The sequence below is a fragment of the Serratia sp. 2880STDY5682894 genome, assembly GCF_001537385.1.
Lineage (GTDB): Bacteria > Pseudomonadota > Gammaproteobacteria > Enterobacterales > Enterobacteriaceae > Serratia > Serratia nevei.
Genome location: NZ_FCJA01000006.1, coordinates 157748 through 183540 on the forward strand (window position 1 = coordinate 157748; position 25793 = coordinate 183540).

Sequence of the window (25793 nt, forward strand, 5' to 3'; positions counted from 1 at the left end):
CTTGTTACTTATTGCCGATAAAGCGGCCAAAGCGCTGCTGGAAGCGCGCCGTGCTGCCTTCTTTGGAATAGTCTTTCTGCTTGCCGGTGTAATACGGGTGCGAAGCGGAAGAGACGTCGAGGGTGACATACGGCCAGCTTTCGCCGTCCAGTTCGATGGTGCGATCGGTTTTGATGGTCGATCCCACTTTGAAGTAGGCATTGGCGCTGACGTCGTGGAAGACCACGGTGCGGTAATCGGGGTGGATGCCGGGTTTCATAATGGCTCTCTCGTGTAATGTTATACTATAACAATAATTATGCGCCGACCTGGCATCACGATCAAGCGCAAATTGCACACAAGAGTGAATTAATGAGAACGGTTTGCATTAAGCAACTGAAGCAAAAGAAAAAGGCCGCATGCGCGGCCTTTTCGATTATCGGGTGGAGCTCACATCACTGAGCGATCAGTGGTGCTCTACCGGATGGCTGTGTTCCAGGTCCTCGTTCTTCTTGCTGAAGCGGCGGCGAACCACCACGAAGAACACCGGTACGAAGAAGATCGCCAAGACGGTGGCGGTGATCATCCCGCCCATTACGCCGGTACCTACCGCGTTCTGTGCGCCGGAGCCTGCACCGCTGCTGATAACCAGCGGCAGAACCCCGAGGATGAAGGCCAGAGACGTCATCAGGATTGGACGCAGACGCATACGCACCGCTTCCAACGTCGCTTCGATCAGGCCTTTGCCTTCTTTCTCCATCAGGTCTTTGGCGAATTCCACGATCAGGATGGCGTTCTTCGCCGACAGGCCTATGGTGGTCAGCAGCCCCACCTGGAAGTACACGTCGTTGTTCATGCCGCGCATCGTCGCGGCCAGCAACGCACCGATAACCCCCAGCGGCAATACCAGCATGACCGAGAACGGCACGGACCAGCTTTCATACAGCGCCGCCAGACACAGGAACACCACCAGAATCGAGATGGCGTACAGCGCCGGCGCCTGGTTGCCCGACAGACGTTCCTGATAGGACATGCCGGTCCAGTCGTAACCGATGCCGCTTGGCAGTTTGGACGCCAGCTGTTCCATCAGGTTCATCGCTTCACCGGTACTCTTGCCCGGTGCGGCCTGGCCCAGAATTTCCATCGACGGCAAGCCGTTATAGCGTTCCAGACGCGGTGAGCCGTATTCCCATTTCGCCGAAGAGAAGGCGGAGAATGGCACCATCTGGCCGCTCGTACCGCGCACGTACCATTTGTTGATGTCTTCCGGCAGCATACGGAACGGCGCCTCGGCCTGTACGTACACTTTCTTCACACGACCGCGGTCGATGAAGTCGTTGACGTACGAACCACCCAGGGCGGTGCTCAGCGTGCTGTTGATGGTGGTGATGCTGACGCCCAGCGCCTTGGCTTTCTCCTGATCGACGATCAGTTTGAACTGCGGCGTATCTTCCAGGCCGTTCGGGCGCACGCCAACCAGCACGTCCGGATGTTGAGCAACCATGCCCAACAGCTGGTTACGTGCTTCGGTCAGTTTCTCGTGCCCCAGGCCGCCCTGGTCAATCAGCTCGAAGTCGAAGCCGGTTGCGGTACCGAGTTCGATAATCGCCGGCAGGTTGAACGGGAATACCAGGCCTTCTTTAATCTGCGAGAACGCGCCCATGGCACGGCCCGCGATCGCTTCGACCTTGTTCCCGGCCCCTGGACGCTCGCCCCAGTCTTTCAGGCTGACGAATGCCAGGCCGTTGTTCTGGCCGTTACCGTTGAAGCCGAAGCCCGCGACGGTAAACACCGAAACCACGTTGTCCTTTTCCTTGTTCAGGAAGTAGTCGGAGACTTCTTCCAGCACTTTGTTGGTGCGGGACTCGGTGGCGCCGGCAGGCAGCTGCACCATGGTCAACAGGATGCCCTGATCTTCGTCCGGCAGGAACGAGGAAGGCAGGCGCAGGAACAGCAGGCCCATGCCAACCACGATCAGCAGGTAGATGATCAGATAGCGGCCGGTGCTGCGCAGGATGTTGCCCACGCTGTCGGTATAGTGATGCGTGCTCTTCTCGAACATGCGGTTAAACCAGCCGAAGAAGCCTGTTTTAACTCCGTGATCGCCTTTCGGGATCGGTTTGAGCATGGTGGCGCACAGCGCCGGCGTCAGGATCAAGGCCACCAGCACCGACAGCGCCATCGCGGACACGATGGTGATCGAGAACTGGCGATAGATGGCGCCGGTTGAACCGCCGAAGAACGCCATCGGCACGAATACTGCCGACAGCACCATGGCGATACCCACCAGCGCGCCCTGGATCTGGCCCATCGATTTACGGGTCGCTTCTTTCGGCGGCAGCCCCTCTTCGGACATGACGCGCTCGACGTTTTCCACCACCACGATGGCGTCATCCACCAGCAGGCCGATCGCCAACACCATGCCGAACATCGTCAGGGTGTTTATCGAGAAGCCGAACGCCGCAAGGATCGCAAAGGTCCCCAGCAGTACCACCGGCACCGCGATGGTTGGGATCAGCGTCGCGCGGAAGTTCTGCAGGAACAGATACATCACCAGGAATACCAGGATGATGGCTTCGATCAGCGTTTTCACCACTTCGTTGATGGAGATTTTAACGAACGGGGTGGTGTCGTACGGATAAACCACTTTCATCCCTTGCGGGAAGAATGGCGCCATCTTGGCCAACTCGTCTTTCACACCTTTGGCGGTGTTCAGGGCGTTGGCACCGGTAGCCAGTTTGATACCCAGACCGGCGGCAGGCTTGCCGTTATAGCGAGCGGTAACCGCGTAGCTTTCCGCGCCGCGCTCGATGTGAGCGACGTCGCGCAGGCGCACCTGGGAACCGTCGGTATTCACCTTCAGCAGGATCTTGCCGAACTCTTCCGGCGAAGTCAGACGGGTCTGCGCGATGATCGAGGCGTTCAACTGCTGCCCCGGCACCGGCGGCAGGCCGCCCAGCTGGCCAGCGGCGATCTGGTTGTTCTGCTCGGTGATGGCGGAGGTTACGTCCGTGGTCGTCAGCTGGTAGTTGTTCAGCTTGTTCGGATCCAGCCAGATACGCATCGCGTACTGGGCACCGAACAGCTGCACTTCACCTACGCCGGACGAACGGCTGATCGGGTCCTTGATATTGGACGCCACATAGTCCGCAATATCGTCCTGAGTCATGTTCGGATCGTCGGAAACGAAGCCGGCCACCATCAGGAAGCTGCTGCTGGATTTTTCTACTTTCAGGCCCTGTTGCTGAACTTCTTGCGGCAGCAACGGGGTGGCCAACGACAGTTTGTTCTGGACCTGAACCTGCGCGATGTCAGGATCGGTGCCGGAATCAAACGTCAGGGTAATGGTGACGCTACCAGAGGAATCACTGGTGGAAGACATGTACATCAGGTTATCGATACCGTTCATGTTCTGTTCGATAATCTGCGTGACGGTATCCTGCACCGTTTTGGCATCTGCGCCCGGGTAGTTGGCGGAAATGCTCACCGCCGGCGGTGCAATAGTGGGATACTGCGCGATAGGCAGTTTCATTATTGCAAGCACCCCCGCCAACATGACGATGATGGCGATTACCCAGGCGAAAATTGGGCGATCTATAAAGAACTTAGCCATGTATTACAGGCTCCTTTTTATGACTTCTGCGCTTCAGACTGCGGCTGTTTTTGCGCCTGAGTGTCAACTTCCTGCACTTTTACCTGCGCGCCCGGATGCACTTTCATCAGGCCGGAGACGATCACGCGATCGCCAGCTTTCAGGCCATCGGTAACCAGCCATTTGTCGCCAATCGCCTGGTCTGCCTTCAGCGTACGCAGCTCAACTTTGTCGTCTGCCCCGACCACCAACGCCGTCGCGTCGCCGCGCGGGTTGCGGGTAACGCCTTGCTGAGGCACCAGCAGCGCATCGCTGCGCACGCCTTCGTCCAGACGGGCGCGCACGAACATGCCCGGCAACAGCGTATCGTTCGGGTTAGGGAACAGGGCGCGAATGGTGATGGAGCCGGTGGTCTCATCGACGGTGACGTCAGAGAATTCCAGCGTGCCTTCCTGCGCGTATTCAGCGCCGTTTTCCAGCATCAGTTTCACCTTGGCCTTGCCGTTTTCCTGCTTCAGCGCGCCGCTGGCCAGTTCTTGCTTCAGGCGCAGGAAGTCGGTGCTCGACTGGGTGACGTCGACATACATCGGATCCAACTGTTGCACGGTAGACAGGGCGGTCGCCTGGCCGTTGCTGACCAGCGCGCCTTCGGTCACGGCGGATTTGCCGATGCGGCCGGAGATCGGGGAGGTCACCTTGGTGTACGCCAGGTTGATGCGCGCGGTTTCCACGGCGGCCTTGGCGGCCACCACGGCGGCATCCGCCTGCTGCAGCGTGGAGACGGCGTTGTCGTAGTCCTGCTTACTGATGTAGCTGGTACCCAGCAATGGCTTGTAGCGGTTTACCGTCACGCGCGCGATGGAAGCGCTGGCCTGTGCTTTGGCCAAATCGCCTTTTGCGCTGTCGTAGCTGGCCTGATAGGTGGCGGGATCGATTTGGTACAGGGACGTCCCGGCCTTGATATCGCTGCCTTCAACGAAATTGCGCTTCAGGATGATGCCGCTGACCTGAGGGCGAACTTCGGCGATACGATACGCAGCGGTACGGCCAGGAAGATCGGTAGTGATGTTGAGAGGCTCGGCCTTCAAGGTCACCACGCCCACTTCAGGAGCCTGCTGGTGGGCGCCTTGCTGTTGGGTTTCTTTATCGTTACATCCTGTTAGCACTAAGCTGCCTGAAAGCATCAGAACGGCCGCCAGAGGCGTTAACCCTCTGTTTTTGTTCATAGAAAAACCTCAAGTGTCCGATTTCAAAATGATCAATGGATCACAAGCTTTAAAACCCATTGCTGCGTTAATTATATGTGCGTGCTATGGTACATACATTCGCGAATGTATGTAAATCACACTCCCCCTAAATAACAATGCCATGGCACGAAAAACCAAACAGCAGGCGCAAGAAACCCGACAGCAAATCCTTGATGCTGCGGTGAGAGAGTTCTCTGAACGTGGCGTTGCTGCAACGTCACTGACAGATATTGCCACCGCTGCCGGGGTTACGCGTGGAGCCATCTACTGGCACTTCAAGAATAAGGTAGACCTGTTTAATGAAGTTTGGTAATCTACCGAGCCGAAAATTGACCAGCTCGAAACAGAGTATCAGGCAAAGTTTCCCGATAATCCACTGCGGGTTATCCGAGAAATTCTGATTTACATTCTGACGTCTACGGTTGAAGACGGCCGTAGACGGGCGTTGATGGAAATTATATTCCACAAATGCGAGTTTGTCGGTGAAATGATGCCATTGCTGGATTCGCGCAAGGTGCTGTACCTCGCCGGCTACGAACGCATTGAAGCGGTGCTGTATAACTGCATTCACCACGAGCAATTGCCCGCCGATTTACATACCCGCCGTGCGGCGATCATCCTGCGCGGTTATATCACCGGCCTGATGGAAAACTGGCTGTTTATGCCGGAAAGTTTCGATCTGCGGGCCGAAGCCGAAGCGCTGGTGGACGCGTTTCTGGAGATGCTGCAGTTTTGCCCCACCTTGCGCCTCAAACCCGATGCGGCGACGCCTGACGCCGACCGCCTTCCTTTATAAGGAGAGATTTCATGTCATCCATCGTTCTCATCGCCAATGGCGCCGCCTATGGCCATGAATCCTTGTTCAATGCGCTGCGGTTGGCCATCGCCATGAAAGAGCAGCAGAGTAGCCTCGACCTGCGGCTGTTTCTGATGTCCGACGCGGTGGTGGCCGGGCTGGCCGGGCAGCAGCCGCACGAAGGGTATCACCTGCAGCAGATGCTGGAGATCCTCACCGCGCAGCAGGTGCCGGTCAAGCTGTGCAAGACCTGTGCCGACGCGCGCGGCGTCAGCCGCTTGCCGCTGGCGGACGGCGTGGCGATCGGCACGCTGGTCGAGCTGGCGCAGTGGACGCTGGCGGCGGAGAAAGTGCTGACTTTCTGATTTCGCGACAACGGGACATCACCGGCAACGCTTTTGTTGTTCGTTGCCCGCCGGCGATCGTGATAATCTTCAGGCTTCTTTACCGATCCGAAGCCAAATCATGCATCGCTGGTTGACTCTGCCTTCTCTGGCGCCGCTCACGTTTGTCGGCGCATGCCGGCGGCGCATCGCCGCCGCGACACTCCTTTTCCTGATTTTTGCGTGCTGCTTGCCGGCACAGGCGGCGCTGAACGGCGATCTGCCGCAGCGCAGCGAAGTGCAAAGCCAGCTGGAAACGCTGAACAAGCAAAAAGCCCTGACGCCGGTCGAAAAGCTCTCCCAACAGGATTTAACCCGTACGCTGGAGCTGCTGGACGCCATCGAGCGCAACCGGCAGGACGCCGCACAGCTTAAACAGCAGGTGCAGCAGGCGCCGGCGAAGCTCAATCAGGTCACCGCCGAACTGGATGCGCTGAAGCGGCCGACGGACAACGCGGCCGCGCGCGCCGCACTGTCGCTGCGCCAGCTGGAAAGCCGGCTGTATCAAACGCTCGACGAGCTGCAAAGCGCGCAGGAGAGCCTCTCCACCTACAACAGCCAACTGGTGTCGCTGCAAACCCAGCCTGAACGGGTGCAGAGCACCATGTACGCCGCTTCGCAGCGTCTGCAGGAGATCCGCAGCCAGCTCAGCGGCCAGACGCCGGGGCAAGATTCGCTGCGCAACAGCCAGCAGGTGATGCTGAACACCGAACAGGCGCTGCTCAACGCGCAGCTGGAGCTGCAGCGCAAGAGCCTGGAAGCCAATACCACGCTACAAGATCTGCTGCAAAAACAGCGCGATTACACCACGGCGCATATCGACGCGCTGGATCGGTCGGTGCAGCTGCTGCAGGAGCTCGTCAACAGCAAGCGCCTGACGCTGTCTGAAAAAACCGCCAAAGAGGCGCAGAACCCGGAAGACGCCACCGATATCCAGCACGATCAGTTGGTCAGCAAGCAGCTGGACGTCAACCGCCAGCTGAGCCAGCAGCTGATCGCCGCCACCGAAGAGAGCAACACCCTGTTCCAGCAGAATATTCGGGTCAAAAACTGGCTCGATCGCGGTCTGCAGGCGGAACGTAACCTGAAAGAGCAGATTCAGGTTCTGAAGGGCAGCCTGGTGCTGTCGCGCATTCTGTATCAGCAGCAGCAGAGCCTGCCGCAGGGCACGCTGCTGGCGGATATAGACACGCGCATCGCCGATCTGCGGCTGGAGCAGTTCGATATCAATCAGCAACGCGACGATCTGTTCAAGGGGGAGGATTACATCAATCAGCTGGTGGCCGAAAGCAAGGAAAAGGCCGGCCCGGAAGTGATCGATGCGCTGAACGAAATTGTCGACATGCGCCGCGAGCTGCTGGATCAGCTGAACAAGCAGCTCAGCAACCAGCTGTCATTATCGATCAACCTGCAGATCAACCAGCAGCAGCTGACCAGCGTCTACGGTTCGTTGCAGGATACGCTGACCCAGCAGATTTTCTGGGTCAACAGCAACAAGCCGGTCGATCTGGCGTGGCTGAAGGCGATGCCGGAGGCGGTGCGCGATCAGCTCGCCGGGCTCGATATCAAATTCGATGGCGGCAAGTTATTGCAGGGCGGTTTGAATGCGCTGGTGTTCCTGATCCCGATGCTGCTGGCGATCGGGCTATTGCGCTGGCGCTACCGGCTGATCGACGGCCATCTGCAAAAGCTGGCCAACGACGTGGGGCAGCTTAAACGCGATGGCCAGCTGCATACGCCGAAGGCCATCGCGCTGACCTTGCTGAAGGTGTTGCCCGGCGCCGCGCTGCTGCTCGGCGTCGGTTTCTGGATGTATCGCGCGGACTTCGGCATCAGCGACTTTATCTGGGCGCTGTCGCAGCAGCTGGCGCTGTCATGGCTGGTATTCGGTTTCAGCTACCGCATGCTGAAACCGGGCGGCATCGCCGAGCGGCATTTTAACTTCGGCGCCAACCTGTGCGCACATTACCGCCGCCAGACGCTGCGGCTGGGGCTGGCGCTGCAGCCGCTGATCTTCTGGTCGGTCTTGGGCGAAAAAGCGCCGCTGCGCCTGGTGGAGGACGTCATCGGCCAGATCGTGGTGATGTTGACGCTGGCGCTGCTCACGGTGCTGGTGTTCCCGCTGTGCCGCGACAGCTGGCGTGAAAAGGGCTCGCACGCCGTGCGGCTGGTGGTGGTCACCGCGCTCGCCGCCACGCCGCTGATCCTGCTGGGGCTGATGTTCGCCGGCTACTTCTATACCACGCTGCGGCTGGCCAGCCGTTGGATAGACAGCCTGTATCTGTTCTTCCTGTGGAATATCGTGTACCTGACCGCGCTGCGCGGCCTGAGCGTGGCGGCGCGGCGTCTGGCCTACCGGCGCGCGTTGGCGCGGCGGCAAAACGTGGCGAAGGAGGGGGCCGAAGGCGGTGAAGCCGTGGTGGAAGAGCCGCCGCTGGCGCTCGATCAGATCAACCAGCAGTCGCTGCGTCTGACCACCCTGGTGCTGTTTGCTATCTTCGCCAGCGCCTTCTACGCCATTTGGTCGGATCTGGTGACGGTCATCGCTTACCTGGACAGCATCACGCTGTGGCATTACACCAGCACCGTGGCGGGCAGCAGCGTGTCGCAGGCGGTGACGCTGGGCAACATGATGGTGGCGATCGCCGCGGTGATCGTCGCCTACGTGCTCACCCGCAACCTGCCCGGTTTGCTGGAGGTGGTGGTGCTGTCGCGGCTGCAGCTGCGGCAGGGGGCATCCTATGCCATCACCACCGTGCTCACTTACCTGATCACCGCCGTGGGCGCCGTGGTTGCGCTGGGATCGCTGGGCGTCTCCTGGGACAAACTGCAATGGCTGGCCGCCGGTCTGACGGTCGGGCTGGGCTTCGGCCTGCAGGAAATCTTCGCCAACTTCGTCTCCGGCCTGATCATTCTGTTCGAACGCCCGATCCGCATCGGCGATACTATCACCATCGGCACCTTCTCCGGTTCGGTCAGCAAGATCCGCATTCGCGCCACCACCATTACCGACTTCGATCGCAAAGAGGTGATCATTCCGAACAAGGCGTTCGTCACCGAGCGGTTGATCAACTGGTCACTGTCCGACACCATCACCCGCGTGCTGATCAAGGTGGGCGTGGCCTACGGTTCCGATCTCGACAAGGTGAAAAAGGTGCTGCTGCAGGCGGCGCATGACAACCCGCGGGTGATGACCGATCCCGAACCGCAGGTGTTCTTCCTCAACTTCGGCGCCAGCACGCTGGATCACGAGCTGCGGCTGTATGTGCGCGAACTGCGCGATCGCAGCTACACCGTGGACGAGCTGAACCGCTCAATCGATCGTTTGTGTCGGGAAAACGACATCGACATCGCTTTCAACCAGCTGGAGGTCTATCTGCATAACCAGCAGGGCAACGAAGTGCAGGAAGTGAAAAGAACGCTGTCGCCGGATGAAGGCGGCCAGACGGCGGGCTGATAAGCGTTGAAAGACGAAAGGGACAGCGGCGCTGTCCCTGCTTACTGTCCGGCAGGCAGATAGGGAGAGGTGACGCCGGCGCGCTGCAGCTTTTCCTGATAGTCCCGTTTGACGATATCCAGCGCCGCCAGCGCGGTGGCCGGATCGATCTCGTTGCACTCCAGCAGGTAAATCAAGTCTACCGCCAGCTGCAGTTCGGGTGACGCGTTTTCCAGAGACATAGCACCTGCGCTTATATTAATTAATGGGATGAATAACTCGCGTACCGGCAGAGTATAGTGAACCCGGCGCGCAACCGGGAATAATCATTAAAATATTGTGATAAATCTTCAAAAACCGTTTTCTTTGCGCTCGATATTGCGTTCGATGCGCGCCAGCGCCTGGCGGCAACGCATCAGTCTCCCCTCCAGCGCCGCCAGCTCGTGCTGCAGCTTTTGCTGCGCCGCCAGCGTGGTCTGGCGCCCCAGCAGGCTTTCCCGATCCTGAATCATACCGATCAGCCGGCGTTCGTAGTCCTGATGCTCTGCCAGCTTGTGGTACAGATCGGCCTCGGGGGCTTCTTTCGGCTGGTTCTTGCGCCGCAGCGCCTGGGTTGCCAGCTCGCGCTGCAGGGCGGCGATCTGAGCCACCAGTTTTTCGGCCAGAAAGGCCACCTGGCTGGTGCGGCTGTCGTTGGCGGCGCTTTGCAGCTGGGCGAAATTCTTCTCCACCTCGGCCTGGTAGTCGCGCAGCCGCGTGCCGCGATTGGCGAACAGGGCGGCGTCGAAGCGCGCCTGCGGGATTGGCACATCGCCGCGCGGGGTCACTTCGGCCGCCAGCGCCGCGATCTGCTGTGCCAACACCTGTAATAGACGCTGAGTGCTCACATAAGCTCCCTCTTGATTTCAACAGGCGTAAGCTTGCCCGCGATCCTGCCGTGAAACAAGCGCCGCACGCATATTCCGCCGGCGCGGCGCCGATGCTACAGTAGGCGGCAACCGATTGAGGAGCGAAGAGCCGCATGACGCGTGGGTTATTGATCATTTTAGGCTGGCTGGCGGTGGTGCTGGCAACGTTGGGCGTGGTGCTGCCGCTGCTGCCGACCACGCCGTTCCTGCTGTTGGCCGCCTGGTGCTTCGCCCGCTCTTCGCCGCGCTTTCATCACTGGCTGCTGCACCGCTCCTGGTTCGGTCCCTACCTGCGCCACTGGCAGCAGCATCGCGCGCTGCCGCCGGGGGCGAAATGGAAGGCGGTGCTGGTGATCGTGCTCACCTTCGCCTGTTCGCTGTGGCTGGTGAAAATCTGGTGGGTGCGCGGGCTGTTGCTGCTGATGCTGGCCATTTTGCTGACCTTTATGCTGCGCCTGCCGGTTATTGACCTGTCGCAACAAAAACAGCGCTGATTGTGCCTTAAACTCCCCAATAGCTTTCAAGCCGCAGCCAGGCGACAAACGCAGGCATCCCCGGGAGCTTACTTAGGTAAGTGACCGGGGGGAATGCGTGCAGTCAACAACGCTGCGGGTTGAAAGATGCAGGGGAGAGTTGCATTTGTCCGCCAGTTTGCATAGATTTGAGCGTTTTCGTGCGCGGATCGCCTGCCATTTCTTCTCCGGTGTGTTTCACCCGGGGGCGGTGGGTGAGCGGCGCGCCGGTTTTCAGGCAGTTTTATCAGGCAACAATTATGACCGCTACTGCGCAGCAGCTTCAGTTTATTAAAGACAGTATCAAAACCATCCCGGATTATCCGAAGCCGGGCATCCTGTTCCGCGACGTGACCAGCCTGCTGGAAAACCCGTTGGCCTACGCCGCCAGCATTGAGCTGCTGGTTGAGCGCTATCGCGAAGCGGGCGTGACCAAGGTGGTGGGTACCGAAGCGCGTGGTTTCCTGTTCGGCGCGCCCGTCGCGCTGGCATTGGGCGTCGGTTTCGTGCCGGTACGTAAACCGGGCAAACTGCCGCGCGCCACGCTCAGCGAAAGCTATGAGCTGGAGTACGGCACCGACAAGCTGGAGATCCACACCGACGCCATCACCGCGGGTGACAAAGTGCTGGTGGTGGACGATCTGCTGGCGACCGGCGGCACCATCGAAGCGACCACCAAACTGATCCGCCGCCTGGGCGGTGAAGTGAAAGACGCCGCGTTCATCATCAACCTGCCGGATCTGGGCGGGGAAGCGCGTCTGAACAAGCTGGGCATCGACTGCTACTGCCTGGTGGACTTCGCCGGCCATTGAGGCGGCATCGCCCCTTGGGCACAACGGCCTCGCGGATCGCCGCGGGGCTGTGTTAGCATGACCCTCCAGATTCCTCGACTTCTCCGGTATTAATGAGCTATCAGGTTCTCGCCCGTAAGTGGCGCCCTCAAACGTTCGCAGACGTGGTCGGCCAGGAACATGTCCTGACCGCGCTGGCCAACGGCCTCTCGCTGGGGCGGATCCATCACGCCTATCTGTTCTCGGGCACCCGCGGCGTGGGGAAAACCACCATCGCGCGCCTGCTGGCCAAAGGCCTGAACTGTGAAACCGGCATCACCGCCACGCCGTGCGGCCAATGCGACAACTGCCGCGAGATCGAGCAGGGGCGCTTCGTCGATCTGATCGAGATCGACGCCGCTTCCCGAACCAAGGTGGAAGATACCCGCGATCTGCTGGACAACGTCCAGTACGCGCCGGCGCGCGGCCGCTTCAAGGTCTACCTGATCGACGAAGTGCACATGCTCTCGCGCCACAGCTTCAACGCGTTGCTGAAGACGCTGGAAGAGCCGCCGCCGCACGTCAAATTCCTGTTGGCCACCACCGATCCGCAAAAGCTGCCGGTGACCATTCTCTCGCGCTGCCTGCAGTTCCACCTCAAGGCGCTGGACGTCGATCAGATCCGCCAGCAGCTGGAAACGGTGCTGACGGCGGAGCAGATCACCAGCGACGCCCGTGCGCTGCAGCTGCTGGCGCGCGCCGCCGACGGCAGCATGCGCGATGCGCTGAGCCTGACCGATCAGGCGATCGCCATGGGGCAGGGGCAGGTGACCGCCGCCACCGTCAGCCAGATGCTCGGCACGCTCGATGACGAGCAGCCGCTGGCGATCCTCGAAGCGCTGGTCAGCGCCGACGGCGAAAAGGTGATGGCGCAGGTCGCGCAGGCCGCTTCGCGCGGCGTGGACTGGGAAAACCTGCTGGTGGAGACGCTGGCGCTGCTGCACCGCATTGCGATGGTGCAGCTGCTGCCTTCGATGCTCGACAACCACTACGCGGCCGTGGAACAACGGCTGCGCGAGCTGGCGCGCACTTTGCCGCCGGCCGATGTGCAACTTTACTACCAGACGCTGCTGGTGGGCCGCAAAGAGCTGGCCTATGCGCCGGATCGCCGCATGGGGGTTGAGATGACCCTGCTGCGCGCGCTGGCGTTTCACCCGAAAGCGGTGATCCCGGAGCCGGTGGCGTTGGTGCAGACCGCGCCGGCGCCGATGGCGCAGCCGCAGGCCGCCGCAGCGCAACAGCCACCGCAGTTTCAGGACGCGCCGCCGCCGCTAGGGCAGCCGGCCGCGCCACCGCGACAATCATCGACCCCATTACCGGATGCCACCGCCCAGCTGTTGAAAGCGCGGTCCCAGCTGCAGCGGCAGCAGGGAGCATCCACACCAAAAAAGAATGAGCCGGCGGCGCCAGGAATAGCGCGGCCGGCAAATTCGGCGCTGGGGCGTTTGGCTTCCGTGACCGAGCGTAGCCAGCAGCGTCTGGCAGAGAAGAAGGTGCCGGAAAAACCGGCCAAGCCGGAAGCCTATCGCTGGCGCGCGCAGACCGAGCCGGAAGCGGCGCCGGAACCGCTGGCGACGCCGAAAGCGCTGCGCACGGCGTTGGAGCACGAGAAAACGCCGGAGCTGGCCGCCAAGCTGGTGGTGGAGTCGCTGGAGCGCGACGCCTGGGCGGCGGAAATCGACAGGCTGAAGATCCCGAAACTGGTGCAGCAGCTGGCGTTGAACGCCTTCAAGCAGCAGCCGGAAGCGGGCAAGATTTGCCTCCATCTGCGGTCTTCGCAGCGTCATCTGAATTCGCCTTCGGCGCAGAAGACGTTGGCCGAAGCGCTCGGTGAGCTGTACGGCAGCCCGATCGAGCTGACCGTGATAGAGGACGATAATCCGGCGGAGCGCACCCCGCTGGAGTGGCGACAAGCCATCTATGAAGAAAAGCTGGCGCAGGCGCGCCAGTCCATCGTTGCGGATACCCATATTCAGACGCTGTGCCGGTTCTTCGACGCGGATCTGGATGAAGAGAGTATTCGCCCCCTTTAAACGCCGCGCGAGGTGCGCGGCCCTAGCGACGAGAGACGACTATGTTTGGTAAAGGCGGTCTGGGCAACCTGATGAAGCAAGCCCAGCAAATGCAAGAAAAAATGCAGCAGATGCAGGAAGAAGTCGCCAAATTGGAAGTGACCGGCGAATCTGGCGCGGGCCTGGTGAAAGTCACCATCAACGGCGCGCACAACTGCCGCCGCGTGGAGATCGATCCTAGCCTGATGGAAGACGACAAAGACATGCTGGAAGATCTGATCGCCGCCGCGTTTAACGACGCCGCGCGCCGCATCGAAGAGACCCAGAAAGAGAAAATGGCTTCCGTCTCCAGCGGCATGCAGTTGCCGCCTGGCTTCAAGATGCCGTTCTGATGCAAACCAGCCCGCTCCTTGAATCCCTGATGGAGGCGCTGCGCTGCCTGCCGGGCGTCGGCCCGAAATCGGCGCAGCGCATGGCGTTTCAGCTGCTGCAGCGCGATCGCAGCGGTGGCATGCGCCTGGCGCAGGCGTTGACGCGCGCGATGTCGGAGATCGGCCACTGCGCCGATTGCCGCACCTTCACCGAGCAGGACGTTTGCACCATCTGCGCCAATCCGCGCCGTCAGCAAAACGGCCAGATTTGCGTGGTGGAAAGCCCGGCGGATATCCACGCCATCGAGCAGACCGGCCAGTTCGCCGGGCGCTACTTTGTGCTGATGGGCCATCTGTCGCCGCTGGACGGCATCGGGCCGGGCGATATCGGTCTGGATCGCCTGGAGCAACGGCTGGAAAAGGAAAGCATCACCGAAGTGATCCTCGCCACCAACCCGACGGTGGAAGGGGAAGCGACCGCCAACTACATCGCCGAGATGTGCGGCCAGTATGGCGTGCTCGCCAGCCGTATCGCCCACGGCGTGCCGGTGGGCGGCGAGCTGGAAATGGTCGACGGCACCACGCTGTCGCATTCGCTGGCCGGGCGTCACGCCATCAAGTTCTGATGTTTTCCCGGACGGGGCCATTCGGCCCCGTCTTTTTTTTGCCAAAAATCTCCCGCCGTCCGCTTGAAAAACAAGACCCTGACCCTCATCTGATCCTCATTGTTCGATTTTGGTAGCCATTGTCTTTTGAGGTAATCAATGAGTATGAAAGGTCAAGAAACCCGCGGGTTCCAGTCTGAAGTAAAACAGCTGCTTCATTTGATGATCCATTCGCTGTACTCCAACAAAGAAATTTTCCTGCGCGAGCTGATTTCCAACGCCTCTGACGCCGCCGACAAGCTGCGTTTCCGCGCCCTGTCCGCGCCAGAGCTGTACGCCGGTGACGGCGAGCTGCGCGTACGCTTGTCCTTTGATAAAGAGCAGCGCACCCTGACCATCGCCGACAACGGCATCGGCATGCGCCGCGAAGAAGTGATCGAAAACCTCGGCACCATCGCCAAGTCCGGCACCAAAGCGTTCCTGGAATCCATCGGTTCCGACCAGGCGAAAGACAGCCAGCTGATCGGCCAGTTCGGCGTCGGTTTCTACTCGGCATTCATCGTGGCGGACAAAGTGACCGTGCGCACCCGCGCCGCCGGCGCCGCCGATGACGAAGGCGTGTTCTGGGAGTCCGCCGGCGAAGGCGACTACACCATCGCCGATATCACCAAAGAGACTCGCGGCACCGAAATCACCCTGCATCTGCGCGAAGGCGAAGAGGAGTACCTCGACGCCTGGCGCCTGCGCTCGGTGATCGGCAAATATTCCGATCACATCGCCTTGCCGGTAGAGATCGAAAGCAAAAACGAAGAAGACGATACCGTCACCTGGGAGAAGATCAACAAGGCGCAGGCCCTGTGGACCCGCAGCAAGGCGGACGTGACCGACGAAGAGTACAAAGAGTTCTACAAGCACATCGCTCACGACTTCACCGATCCGCTGAGCTGGAGCCACAACCGGGTGGAAGGCAAGCAGGAGTACACCAGCCTGCTGTATATCCCGGCGCAGGCGCCGTGGGACATGTGGAACCGCGATCACAAGCACGGCCTGAAGCTGTACGTGCAGCGCGTGTTCATCATGGACGACGCCGAGCAGTTCATGCCGAACTACCTGCGCTTCGTGCGTGGCCTGGTCGATTCCAACGATCTGCCGCTGAACGTGTCGCGCGAGATCCTGCAAGACAGCCGCGTGACGCAAAACCTGCGCGGCGCGCTGACCAAGCGCGTGCTGCAGATGCTGGATAAGCTGGCCAAAGACGACGCCGAAGGCTACCAGAAATTCTGGCAGCAGTTCGGTCTGGTGCTGAAAGAGGGCCCGGCGGAAGACAACGGCAACCAGGAAGCGATCGCCAAGCTGCTGCGCTTTGCCTCCACCCACGGCGACAGCTCGGCGCAGACCGTGTCGCTGGAAGAGTACGTCGGCCGCATGGCGGAAGGGCAGGAGAAGATTTACTACATCACCGCCGACAGCTACGCCGCCGCCAAGAGCAGCCCGCACCTGGAGCTGTTCCGCAAGAAAGGCATCGAAGTGTTGCTGCTGTCCGATCGCATCGACGAGTGGATGATGAGCTACCTGACCGAGTTCGACGGCAAGCCGTTCCAGTCGGTCAGCAAAGCGGATGAAACGCTGGATAAACTGGCGGATGAAACCGAAGAGCAGAAGGCCGCCGAGAAGCAGCTGGAACCCTTCATCGAACGCGTGAAAACCCTGCTGGGCGAACGCGTGAAGGATGTGCGCCTGACGCACCGCCTGACCGATACGCCGGCGATCGTGGTAACCGACGCCGACGAAATGAGCACCCAGATGGCCAAGCTGTTCGCCGCCGCCGGCCAGCAGGCACCGGAGGTGAAGTACATTTTCGAACTTAATCCGGAGCATGCGTTGGTCAAACGAGCATCCGACGTGGGCGATAACGAACATTTCGCCGAATGGATCGACCTGTTATTGGATCAGGCGCTGCTGGCTGAACGCGGCACGCTGGAGGATCCGAACCTGTTCATCCGTCGCATGAATAAGTTACTGTCCGCCTAAAGCTGAAGATATGCGCCCTTAACGGCACCGTTAGGGGTGCATTGCCGATTTTTCCCCGCTTTTTCTCGCCTTTTGCTTGCCCGTTTTTTTGCACATTCCGCAATCGATTTCCTTCGCGCGCCTTGAGCCTGCCCCCCCTGAAATGGTATCGTTGAGCGTTTTCGCAATTTTATAAAAACTACATAGCAAGGGGATTTACGCAATGCGTATCATTCTGCTGGGCGCTCCGGGCGCTGGTAAAGGTACTCAGGCTCAATTCATCATGGAGAAATACGGCATTCCGCAAATCTCCACCGGTGATATGTTGCGCGCAGCCGTGAAGGCCGGCAGTGAACTGGGCAAGCAGGCGAAAGAGATCATGGACGCCGGCAAGCTGGTGACCGATGAGCTGGTGATCGCGCTGGTCAAAGAGCGCATCGCTCAGGAAGATTGCCGCAAGGGCTTCCTGCTGGACGGTTTCCCACGCACCATTCCGCAGGCTGACGCGATGAAAGAAGCCGGCATCAACGTGGACTTCGTGCTGGAGTTCGACGTGCCGGACGAGCTGATCGTTGACCGCATCGTTGGCCGCCGCGTGCACGCGCCGTCCGGCCGCGTATACCACGTGAAGTTCAATCCGCCGCAGGTGGAAGGCAAAGACGACGTGACCGGCGAAGAGCTGACCACGCGCAAGGACGATCAGGAAGAGACCGTGCGCAAGCGCCTGGTGGAATACCATCAGATGACCGCGCCGCTGATCTCTTACTACAGCAAAGAAGCGGCAGCGGGTAACACCCAATACCGCAAAATCGACGGCACCCGCAAGGTCGCCGAAGTGAGCGCAGAGCTGGCGACCATCCTCGGTTGATCGCAAGCGGATTGTGCATGACGCCGGGCCTGTGGCCCGGCGTTTTTTTTTGCCGTTTTCCCGCCAAATTGTGATCGTGGCGGCTTGTTGCGGCCGTGCCCATTAATCGCCCGCGCCAAATGGCGTATAACAAGCCTGCGTTTTCACCCTCAGCAGGGAGCCGGGCATGCTCAGACAAACCAATCTTCTGGCGGAAGCCACCGCGCGCCAGATCGTCCAGCGGGCGATGGGTATCATCAGCCATTCCGTCAACGTGATGGACAGCAACGGTGTGATCATCGCCTCCGGCAACCCGCAGCGCCTGTTCCAGCGCCATGAAGGCGCGGTGCTGGCGCTGGCCGAGAATCGGGTGGTGGAAATCGACCGCGCCACCGCCGAGCATCTGAAGGGTGTGCGGCCCGGCATCAACCTGCCGTTCAGCTTTCGCAACCAGCGGGTGGGGGTGATCGGCATCTCCGGCGAACCGGCCGAGGTGCGCGCCTACGCCGAGCTGGTGAAGATGGCGGCGGAGTTGATGGTGGAGCAGGCGGCGCTGCTGGATCAGCACCAGTGGGAAAAGCGCTACCGGGAAGAGCTGGCGAACCAGCTGCTGCAGCCGCAGCCGAACACCGCGTCGCTGCAAGCGATGGCGGCGTATCTGGGATTGGATCTGCGCCAGGCGCGCATCGTGTGGATCGTCGAGCTGCAAGAGGCGCAGCCGCACCTGCTGCGCGAGCTGCTGGCGGAGCTGGAGGCCACCCAGCGCGATGCGTTGATCGCCATTACCGGCTTCAATGAAATGACCCTGCTGCGCCCGGCCTGCATGGCGCAGGGTGAATGGAGCCTGAAGCTGGAACGCCAGCAGGCGCAGCGTTTGCAAAACCAACTCAAACACCGCTTTCGGGTGCGCTTGATCGTCGGCGGTTTTTATGACGATCCGCAGAGCGCCTACCGTTCCAGCCTGACGGCGCGCGCCACCCAGGCGATGGCGCAGCGCCTGAAACTGCGTCACGCCACGCTGTTCTACCACGACTACCCGCTGCCGTCGCTGTTGTGCGATCTGGGGGAGGACTGGCGCGCGCAGGAGCTGGGGCGCCCCTGGCGGACGCTGGGCGAACAGGACGAAAAAGGCGTGCTGCGCGGCACGCTGCGCCACTATTTTTCGCAGAATTGTGATCAGACGCAGACCGCCGCGCAGCTGCATATCCACGTCAATACCCTGCGCTATCGCCTGCAGCGCATCGAAGCGATAACCGGCATGAAAATCAATCAATTAACCGACGCTCTGCGGTTGTATATCGGCATGCTGATGCACGACTGAGTTGTGCCAACCCACAAATTCCACGCTGTTCACCCGGCGATTTTTTGTTGTTTCCCCTCAGGCCAACGCCGGGCGCGCGGGATATGTTGGCCTGCACATCAACCACGGAGAAAACAACAATGACAACCGTATCCACGCTGGGGGCGCTGGTGGCGTTAGCCGTCGCCATCGTCCTGATTCTACGCAAGGTGCCACCGGCTTACGGCATGATCGCCGGCGCGCTGGCGGGCGGGCTGTGTGGCGGCGCCGACCTGGTGCAGACCGTAACGCTGATGATCGGCGGGGCGCAGGGCATCACCAACGCCGTGATGCGCATTCTGGCGGCGGGGGTGCTGGCCGGAGTGCTGATCGAATCCGGCGCGGCGCACACCATCGCCGAAACCATCGTGCGCAAGGTGGGTGAAACCCGCGCGCTGCTGGCGCTGGCGGTGGCTACACTGATCCTGACGGCGGTGGGGGTATTTATCGACGTGGCGGTGATCACCGTCGCACCGATCGCGCTGTCGATCGCCCAGAAGGCCGGCATTTCGCGCGCGGCGATCCTGCTGGCGATGATCGGCGGTGGCAAGGCCGGCAACGTGATGTCGCCCAACCCGAACACCATTGCGGCGGCGGACAACTTCCACGTGCCGCTCACTTCGGTGATGATGGCCGGCATCGTGCCGGGGCTGTGTGGCCTGGTGGTGGCCTATCTGCTGGCGCGTCGCCTGAGCGATAAAGGCAGCAAAGTGATGGCCGAAGAGCTGACTCAGCATGCCGAAGGGGCGCGGCCGGGCTTCGCTGCGGCGATCAGCGCGCCGCTGGTCGCGATCCTGCTGCTGTCGCTGCGGCCGATCGCCGGTATCGCCGTCGATCCGCTGATCGCGCTGCCGGCCGGCGGGTTGGCGGGCGCGCTGCTGATGGGGCGTATCCGCCAGTGCAATCATTTTATGGTCTCCGGCCTGTCGCGCATGGCGCCGGTGGCGATCATGCTGCTCGGCACCGGCACGCTGGCGGGCATTATCGCCAACTCGGCGCTGAAGGATGTCTTGATTAACGGCTTAACGCACACCGGGCTGCCGGCCTGGCTGCTGGCGCCGCTGTCCGGCGCGCTGATGTCGATGGCGACCGCATCGACCACCGCCGGCACCGCCGTGGCTTCCGGGGTGTTCAGCTCTACGCTGCTCGAACTGGGTGTGAGCGGGCTGGCCGGTGCGGCGATGATCCATGCGGGCGCCACGGTGCTGGATCACCTGCCGCACGGCAGCTTCTTCCACGCTACCGGCGGCAGCGTCAATATGGCGGTGCACGAGCGGCTGAAGCTGTTGCCGTATGAAACGCTGGTGGGATTCACCATCGCGGCAATCTCGGCGCTGATGTTTGGCGTATTTAACCTGGCGGGATAAGGAACAGTGATGAAAACGCTGAAAAAAGTGGTTATTGCCCCGGATTCTTTCAAAGAGAGCCTGAGCGCGCTCGGCGTTGCCGACGCCATCGAGCGGGGATTCCGCCAAATTTATCCGCAGGCGCACTACGTGAAGCTGCCGATGGCAGACGGCGGCGAAGGCACGGTGGAGTCGATGGTGGCGGCCACCGGCGGCGAAATCGTCCAGGTGACGGTCACTGGGCCGCTGGGGGAGCCGGTGCAGGGGTTCTATGGCCTGCTGGGCGACGGCGAAACCGCAGTGATTGAAATGGCCGCCGCCTCCGGGCTGCATCTGGCGCCGCCCGGCCGGCGCGATCCGCGCATCACCACCAGTTACGGCACCGGCGAACTGATGCTGGCGGCGCTGGAGCGCGGCGTGAAGGCGATCATTCTCGGCATCGGCGGTAGCGCCACCAACGACGGCGGCGCCGGGATGATGCAGGCACTGGGCGTGAAGTTGCTGGATAAGGATCGCCGGCCGCTGCCGGTGGGCGGGGCGGCCCTGGCGCAGCTGGCGCACCTCGATCTCGCCGGGCTGGATGCGCGTTGGCAACGGGTGAGCGTAACCGCCGCCTGCGACGTCGATAACCCGCTGTGCGGCGAAAAGGGCGCCTCGGCGGTGTTTGGGCCGCAGAAGGGGGCGACGCCGGAGATGGTGGCGCAGCTCGATGCGGCACTGCATCACTATGGCGAACTGCTGGAACGAGAAACCGGCCGCGCCGTGCTCACCCAGCCGGGCGCGGGAGCGGCGGGCGGCATGGGGGCGGCGCTGCTCGGCATGCTCAGCGCGCGCTTGCGGCCGGGCATCGAGATCGTCACCGAAACCCTGCGTCTGGATGAGGCGGTGCGCGATGCCGATTTGGTGATCACCGGCGAAGGGCGGCTGGACAGCCAGTCGATCCACGGCAAAACGCCGATCGGCGTGGCGCGGGTGGCCAAGCGCCACGGGGTGCCGGTGATCGCCATCGCCGGCAGCCTGACGCCGGATTACCAGGTGGTGCATCAACACGGCATCGACGCGGCGTTTTCGGTGCTCGACCGCATCGTGACGCTGGAAGAAGCGCTGGCGGACGCCGATCGCAATCTGCAGGTGACGGCGCGCAACGTGGCGGCGGTGTGGCAACTGGCGCAAAGGGAAGGCCCACAGGCATAGCCTGTTGCTGTTATCGGTTTCGATGCAGGACTTTTCCGTTACAATAGCCGGCATTAATGGCTGCTGACATCCCGACCCAGAACGGAATGCCGGCCGGAAAGGAAATGAGGGGAACTGAGATGAAGCAAGAGAAACACGGCGTATTGCTGGTGAACCTGGGCACACCAGATGCGCCGACCTCGTCGGCGGTCAAACGCTATCTGAAGGAATTCCTCAGTGACGATCGCGTGGTCGATACGGCGCCGCTGATCTGGTGGCCGATCCTCAACGGCGCGATCTTGCCGATCCGTTCGCCGCGCGTGGCGAAGCTGTATCAGTCGGTGTGGATGGAAGAGGGCTCGCCGCTGTTGGTGTACAGCCGCCGCCAACAGCGGGCGCTGGCGGCGCGCATGCCGAATACGCCGGTGGAGCTGGGCATGAGCTACGGCTCGCCGAGCCTGGCGGAAGCCATCGACAAGCTGCTGGCGCAGGGCGTGACCAACCTGGTTGTGCTGCCGCTCTATCCGCAATATTCCTGTTCCACCAGCGCGGCGGTATGGGATGGCGTGGCGCGGGTGCTGAAAGGCTATCGCCGTTTGCCTTCTGTGGCCTTCATCCGCGATTACGCCGAACATCCGGCCTACATCGCCGCGCTGCAGCAAAGCGTGGAGCGCTCGTTCGCCGAGCACGGCCAGCCGGATCGGCTGGTGCTGTCGTTCCACGGCATTCCCAAACGCTATGCGCGCCTGGGCGACGACTACCCGCAGCGCTGCGAGGACACCCTGCGTGCGCTGAGCGCCACGCTGCCGCTGGCGCCGGAGCGCGTGATGATGACGTACCAATCGCGCTTCGGCCGCGAGCCGTGGCTGACGCCGTACACCGATGAGACCCTGAAGGGGTTGCCGGCGCAGGGCGTGAAGCACATTCAGCTGATTTGCCCCGGTTTCTCGGCGGACTGCCTGGAAACGCTGGAAGAGATCAAAGAACAGAACCGCGAGATCTTCCTCAAGGCCGGCGGCGAGAAGTTTGAATATATCTCGGCGTTGAACGACGAGCCGGCGCATATCGATATGATGCAGCAGCTGGTGGCGCAGCGCCTGTAATCATCCATAATCTGTCTATTAGATGCATCGTGATCGGGCGGGGATGTGTTAACATTCTCCGCTTGTTAAACCGTCACCACCGCCAATCACATGAAATTTCCTGGTAAACGCAAGTCCAAACACTATTTCCCGGTGAGCGCCCGCGATCCGCTTCTGCAGCAGGCCCAGCCCGAAAGTGAAATCAGCACCTCGTATATCGTCGGCATCGATCAGACGCTGGTGGATATCGAGGCGAAAGTGGACGACGCTTTTGTCCAGCGCTACGGCCTGAGCCTGGGCCACTCTCTGGTGATCGAAGACGACGTCGCCGAGGCGCTGTATCAGGAACTGAATGACAACAACCTGGTTACCCATCAGTTCGCCGGCGGCACCATCGGCAATACCATGCACAACTATTCAGTGCTGGCGGACGATCGCTCGGTGCTGCTCGGCGTGATGTGCAGCAACGTGAAAATCGGCAGCTATGCCTACCGTTACCTGTGCAATACCTCCAGCCGTACCGATCTTAACTATCTGCAGGGCGTTGATGGCGCCATCGGCCGCTGTTTCACGCTGATTGGCGAAAGCGGCGAGCGCACCTTCGCCATCAACCCGGGCCAGATGAACCAGCTGCGCCCGGAAAGCATTCCTGAAGAGGTGATCGCCGGCGCGTCGGCGCTGGTGCTGAGCTCTTATCTGGTGCGCTGCAAGGAAGGGGAGCCGATGAAGGCCGCCACCCTGCAGGCGATCGAATACGCCAAAAAACACGACGTGCCGGTGGTATTGACGCTGGGCACCAAGTACGTGATCGCCGACAACCCGCAGTGGTGGCGCGACTTCCTGAAGGAAAACGTGACGATTCTGGCGATGAACGAAGACGAAGCGCTGGAGCTGACCGGGCTGAGCGATCCGTTGACCGCCTCGGACATGGCGCTGGAGTGGGTGGATCTGGTGCTGTGCACCGCCGGGCCGAACGGCCTGTATATGGCGGGCTACACCGAAGAGGCCAACAAGCGCCAGACCCAGCACCCGCTGCTGCCGGGGCATATCGCCGAGTTCAACCGCTACGAATTCAGCCGCGCCATGCGCCGTGAACACTGTGAAAATCCGCTGCGCGTTTATTCGCACATCGCGCCGTATATGGGCGGGCCGGAGAGGATCATGAACACCAACGGCGCCGGCGACGGCGCGCTGTCGGCGTTGCTGCACGATATTGCCGCCAACGGCTATCACCGCCATAACGTGCCGAATTCCAGCAAGCACGTGCGCAGCTACCTGACTTATTCCTCCCTGGCGCAGGTGTGCAAATACGCCAACCGCGTCAGCTACCAGGTGTTGAACCAGCATTCGCCGCGCCTCACCCGTGGCCTGCCGGAGCGGGAAGACAGCCTGGAAGAGTCCTACTGGGAGCGTTAACCCGCTGAAAAAGAAAAGGTCCGGCAATGCCGGACCTTTTTTGTGCGCCGTGGCGCTTCAGATCGGACAGCCGCCCATTTTTTCTTCTTCGCTCAGGGTGTCCAGCTGCAGGATGTTCAGCATGCTGTTGGCGATCTCCCGCTCGCCCATCACTACCTGATTAGCGCCGCGATCGGTGATGTAGGCCACTTCGTCGTCGTAGTGGGCGCGGGCGATGATCTCGATGTTCGGCCGCTTGGCGCGCGCCGAGGCGACGATCTCGCCGGCCTCATAGCCGTTGGGGATGGTCAGCAGCAGCCAGCGCGCGCAGTCGAGCCGCGCCAGATCCATCACTTCCGGATTGGCGGCGTTGCCCAGCACCGTCTTGATGCCCTGTTCGCGCAGCGCTTCCACCCGTGGGCGGGAGTTCTCGATCACCACCAGCGGAATGCCCGCCTCGGCCAGTTTGCCGCCCAGCAGGCTGCCGACACGGCCATAGCCGACCACCAGCGCGTGGTTGCACATGTCCACCGGGATCTGCTTCTCTTCTTCCACCGCCTCTTCGAGAATTTGCTCTTCGATGGTTTCGGTTTTGGCCAGATAGCGCTCCAGCAGGGTGAACAGCAGCGGGTTGAGCATGATGGACAGAATGGCGCCGGCCAGCACCAGATTGCGCCCGTGTTCCGACATCATGCCGAGCGCGATGCCGAGGCCCGCCAGAATAAAGGCGAACTCGCCGATCTGCGCCAGGCTGGCGGAAATGGTCAGCGCGGTGCGCTTGGAATGACCGAACATTTTCACCAGCAGGAACGCGGCGGCAGATTTGCCGAACACGATGATTGCCAGCGTCGCCAGCACCGCCAGCGGTTCGTTAATCACGATCATCGGATCGAACAGCATGCCGACCGAGACGAAGAACAGCACCGCGAACGCGTCGCGCAGCGGCAGGGTGTCGTGCGCCGCACGGTGGCTCAGTTCGGACTCGTTCAGCACCATGCCGGCGAAGAAGGCGCCCAGCGCGAAGGAGACGTCGAACAGCTTCACCGCGCCGTAGGCGATGCCGAGCGCCAGCGCCAATACCGCCAGGGTGAACAGCTCGCGCGAGCCGGTGCTGGCGGTTTTCGACAGGATCCACGGCACCAGGCGGCGGCCGACCACGATCATCAACGCGATGAAGGCGATGACCTTACCGATGGTCAGCGCCAGCTCCATCAGCAGCTGGCTGCTGCTGGCGTTGTCGTTGCCCAGCATATTGCCGAAGGCGGGCAGCAAGACCAGCGTCAGCACCATCGCCAAATCTTCGACGATCAGCCAGCCGATGGCGATTTGCCCGCGCTGGCTGTCGATCAGCTGCCGTTCCTCCAGGGCACGCAGCAGCACCACGGTGCTGGCGGTGGAGAGGCAGAGGCCGAACACCAGACCGGAGATCAGATCCCAGCCGAGCAGCTTGGACAGCCCCATACCGAGCAGGGTAGCGACGGCTATCTGCGCCACGGCGCCGGGAATGGCGATAGATTTTACTGCGAGGAGGTCTTTCAAAGAGAAGTGCAGGCCAACACCGAACATCAACAGGATAACGCCGATTTCCGCCAGTTCCGGCGCCAGTGAGGTATCGGCGACGAAACCGGGGGTGAACGGGCCGGCGAGCACCCCTGCGGCCAGATACCCCACCAGAGGGGAGATGCGCAGGCGGTTTGCCAGCATGCCGAGGAGGAAGGCGAGTACTAACCCTCCGACGATGGTGGTGATGAGCGGTGTTGAATTATGCATCCATACTCCTTCTGGCTATGCATCGCGGCACGGGAGAAACGCAACAAAGTTACGAAAAGATACATTTAGTTTATTGCATTTGTTCGTGGCTTGCTTGGCTAATTTGGCCTTTTTTGTAAAAAAGCAGAGGATTTCACTTAAGGCGCGGCAATGAGGAGAT

At 61.2% G+C, this 25793-nt stretch carries 20 protein-coding genes, 1 pseudogene and 1 other annotated feature; of the genes and pseudogenes, 15 read left to right on the top strand and 6 right to left on the bottom strand.

Translation table 11 applies throughout. From position 1 onward, the window contains the following. Positions 1-4 precede the first annotated feature (4 nt). The 3 genes from AWX27_RS15160 to sdeX all read right to left on the bottom strand — a co-directional run bounded on the left by AWX27_RS15160 (position 5) and on the right by sdeX (position 4797). Positions 5-259 (bottom strand): type B 50S ribosomal protein L31, encoded by a 255-nt coding sequence (locus AWX27_RS15160; RefSeq protein ID WP_004940303.1) that lies wholly within the window; start codon positions 257-259, stop codon positions 5-7. A gap of 186 nt (positions 260-445) precedes the next feature. Then, positions 446-3592 carry a multidrug efflux RND transporter permease subunit SdeY gene (gene sdeY / locus AWX27_RS15165; protein ID WP_060423439.1) on the bottom strand — a complete coding sequence of 1049 codons (3147 nt, stop codon included), beginning with the start codon at positions 3590-3592 and terminating at the stop codon, positions 446-448. A 17-nt stretch (positions 3593-3609) separates the two neighbouring features. Further along, positions 3610-4797, bottom strand: a complete 1188-nt coding sequence (sdeX, locus tag AWX27_RS15170; protein ID WP_049199912.1) for a multidrug efflux RND transporter periplasmic adaptor subunit SdeX — start codon at positions 4795-4797, stop codon at positions 3610-3612. A 142-nt stretch (positions 4798-4939) separates the two neighbouring features. On the opposite strand from sdeX, the pseudogene acrR reads away from it, so the two are divergent. From acrR to mscK, 3 genes and pseudogenes are all read left to right on the top strand, one after another. After that, positions 4940-5614: pseudogene (gene acrR, locus AWX27_RS25125) on the top strand (multidrug efflux transporter transcriptional repressor AcrR). A gap of 11 nt (positions 5615-5625) precedes the next feature. After that, on the top strand, positions 5626-5979 hold the full coding sequence (locus AWX27_RS15180) for a DsrE/DsrF/TusD sulfur relay family protein (protein WP_033647269.1): 354 nt from the start codon (positions 5626-5628) through the stop codon (positions 5977-5979). A 100-nt stretch (positions 5980-6079) separates the two neighbouring features. Next, a complete protein-coding gene (gene mscK, locus AWX27_RS15185) occupies positions 6080-9454 on the top strand; it encodes a mechanosensitive channel MscK (RefSeq protein ID WP_060423448.1) in 3375 nt (1124 codons plus the stop codon). 41 nt (positions 9455-9495) lie between these two features. Here mscK and rsmS read toward each other — a convergent pair whose 3' ends face one another. Together rsmS and priC are read right to left on the bottom strand one after the other, a co-directional pair. Beyond that, positions 9496-9675 (bottom strand): pleiotropic regulatory protein RsmS, encoded by a 180-nt coding sequence (gene rsmS / locus AWX27_RS15190; RefSeq protein WP_016928837.1) that lies wholly within the window; start codon positions 9673-9675, stop codon positions 9496-9498. A 108-nt stretch (positions 9676-9783) separates the two neighbouring features. Further along, on the bottom strand, positions 9784-10320 hold the full coding sequence (gene priC, locus AWX27_RS15195) for a primosomal replication protein PriC (RefSeq protein WP_060423450.1): 537 nt from the start codon (positions 10318-10320) through the stop codon (positions 9784-9786). Between the two features lie 134 nt (positions 10321-10454). Between priC and AWX27_RS15200 the strand changes: the two genes are divergently transcribed. The 12 genes from AWX27_RS15200 (at position 10455) to AWX27_RS15255 (ending at position 23884) form a co-directional block, all read left to right on the top strand. Continuing rightward, positions 10455-10835, top strand: a complete 381-nt coding sequence (locus tag AWX27_RS15200) for a DUF454 family protein (protein WP_019454167.1) — start codon at positions 10455-10457, stop codon at positions 10833-10835. A 278-nt stretch (positions 10836-11113) separates the two neighbouring features. Continuing rightward, the gene (apt, locus tag AWX27_RS15205; RefSeq protein ID WP_019454166.1) at positions 11114-11665 is read left to right on the top strand and encodes an adenine phosphoribosyltransferase; all 552 of its coding nucleotides are present in this window, start codon (positions 11114-11116) and stop codon (positions 11663-11665) included. 92 nt (positions 11666-11757) lie between these two features. Beyond that, the gene (gene dnaX / locus AWX27_RS15210; RefSeq protein ID WP_060423453.1) at positions 11758-13716 is read left to right on the top strand and encodes a DNA polymerase III subunit gamma/tau; all 1959 of its coding nucleotides are present in this window, start codon (positions 11758-11760) and stop codon (positions 13714-13716) included. Continuing rightward, positions 13049-13113, top strand: a sequence feature (DnaX frameshifting element). (Overlaps the previous gene by 65 nt.) 41 nt (positions 13717-13757) lie before the next feature. After that, positions 13758-14087 carry a YbaB/EbfC family nucleoid-associated protein gene (locus AWX27_RS15215; RefSeq protein WP_025301790.1) on the top strand — a complete coding sequence of 110 codons (330 nt, stop codon included), beginning with the start codon at positions 13758-13760 and terminating at the stop codon, positions 14085-14087. Next, positions 14087-14692: a recombination mediator RecR gene (gene recR, locus AWX27_RS15220; RefSeq protein WP_004940263.1), complete on the top strand. Its 606-nt coding sequence runs from the start codon at positions 14087-14089 to the stop codon at positions 14690-14692. Before AWX27_RS15215 ends, recR begins: the two co-directional genes overlap by 1 nt. A gap of 144 nt (positions 14693-14836) precedes the next feature. Further along, the gene (gene htpG / locus AWX27_RS15225; protein ID WP_060423457.1) at positions 14837-16702 is read left to right on the top strand and encodes a molecular chaperone HtpG; all 1866 of its coding nucleotides are present in this window, start codon (positions 14837-14839) and stop codon (positions 16700-16702) included. Between the two features lie 202 nt (positions 16703-16904). Beyond that, positions 16905-17549 (top strand): adenylate kinase, encoded by a 645-nt coding sequence (adk, locus tag AWX27_RS15230; RefSeq protein ID WP_004940261.1) that lies wholly within the window; start codon positions 16905-16907, stop codon positions 17547-17549. A gap of 166 nt (positions 17550-17715) precedes the next feature. Next, positions 17716-18849 carry a sugar diacid recognition domain-containing protein gene (locus tag AWX27_RS15235; protein WP_060423460.1) on the top strand — a complete coding sequence of 378 codons (1134 nt, stop codon included), beginning with the start codon at positions 17716-17718 and terminating at the stop codon, positions 18847-18849. Between the two features lie 119 nt (positions 18850-18968). Next, on the top strand, positions 18969-20234 hold the full coding sequence (locus AWX27_RS15240) for a GntP family permease (RefSeq protein WP_038875012.1): 1266 nt from the start codon (positions 18969-18971) through the stop codon (positions 20232-20234). 9 nt (positions 20235-20243) lie between these two features. Beyond that, positions 20244-21407: a glycerate kinase gene (locus AWX27_RS15245; RefSeq protein WP_049199928.1), complete on the top strand. Its 1164-nt coding sequence runs from the start codon at positions 20244-20246 to the stop codon at positions 21405-21407. A gap of 119 nt (positions 21408-21526) precedes the next feature. Continuing rightward, positions 21527-22489 carry a ferrochelatase gene (gene hemH, locus AWX27_RS15250; protein WP_004940253.1) on the top strand — a complete coding sequence of 321 codons (963 nt, stop codon included), beginning with the start codon at positions 21527-21529 and terminating at the stop codon, positions 22487-22489. A 90-nt stretch (positions 22490-22579) separates the two neighbouring features. After that, on the top strand, positions 22580-23884 hold the full coding sequence (locus AWX27_RS15255; protein WP_049199930.1) for an inosine/guanosine kinase: 1305 nt from the start codon (positions 22580-22582) through the stop codon (positions 23882-23884). A gap of 57 nt (positions 23885-23941) precedes the next feature. Here AWX27_RS15255 and ybaL read toward each other — a convergent pair whose 3' ends face one another. Next, positions 23942-25633 (bottom strand): YbaL family putative K(+) efflux transporter, encoded by a 1692-nt coding sequence (gene ybaL / locus AWX27_RS15260; protein WP_004940247.1) that lies wholly within the window; start codon positions 25631-25633, stop codon positions 23942-23944. Positions 25634-25793: the final 160 nt, after the last annotated feature.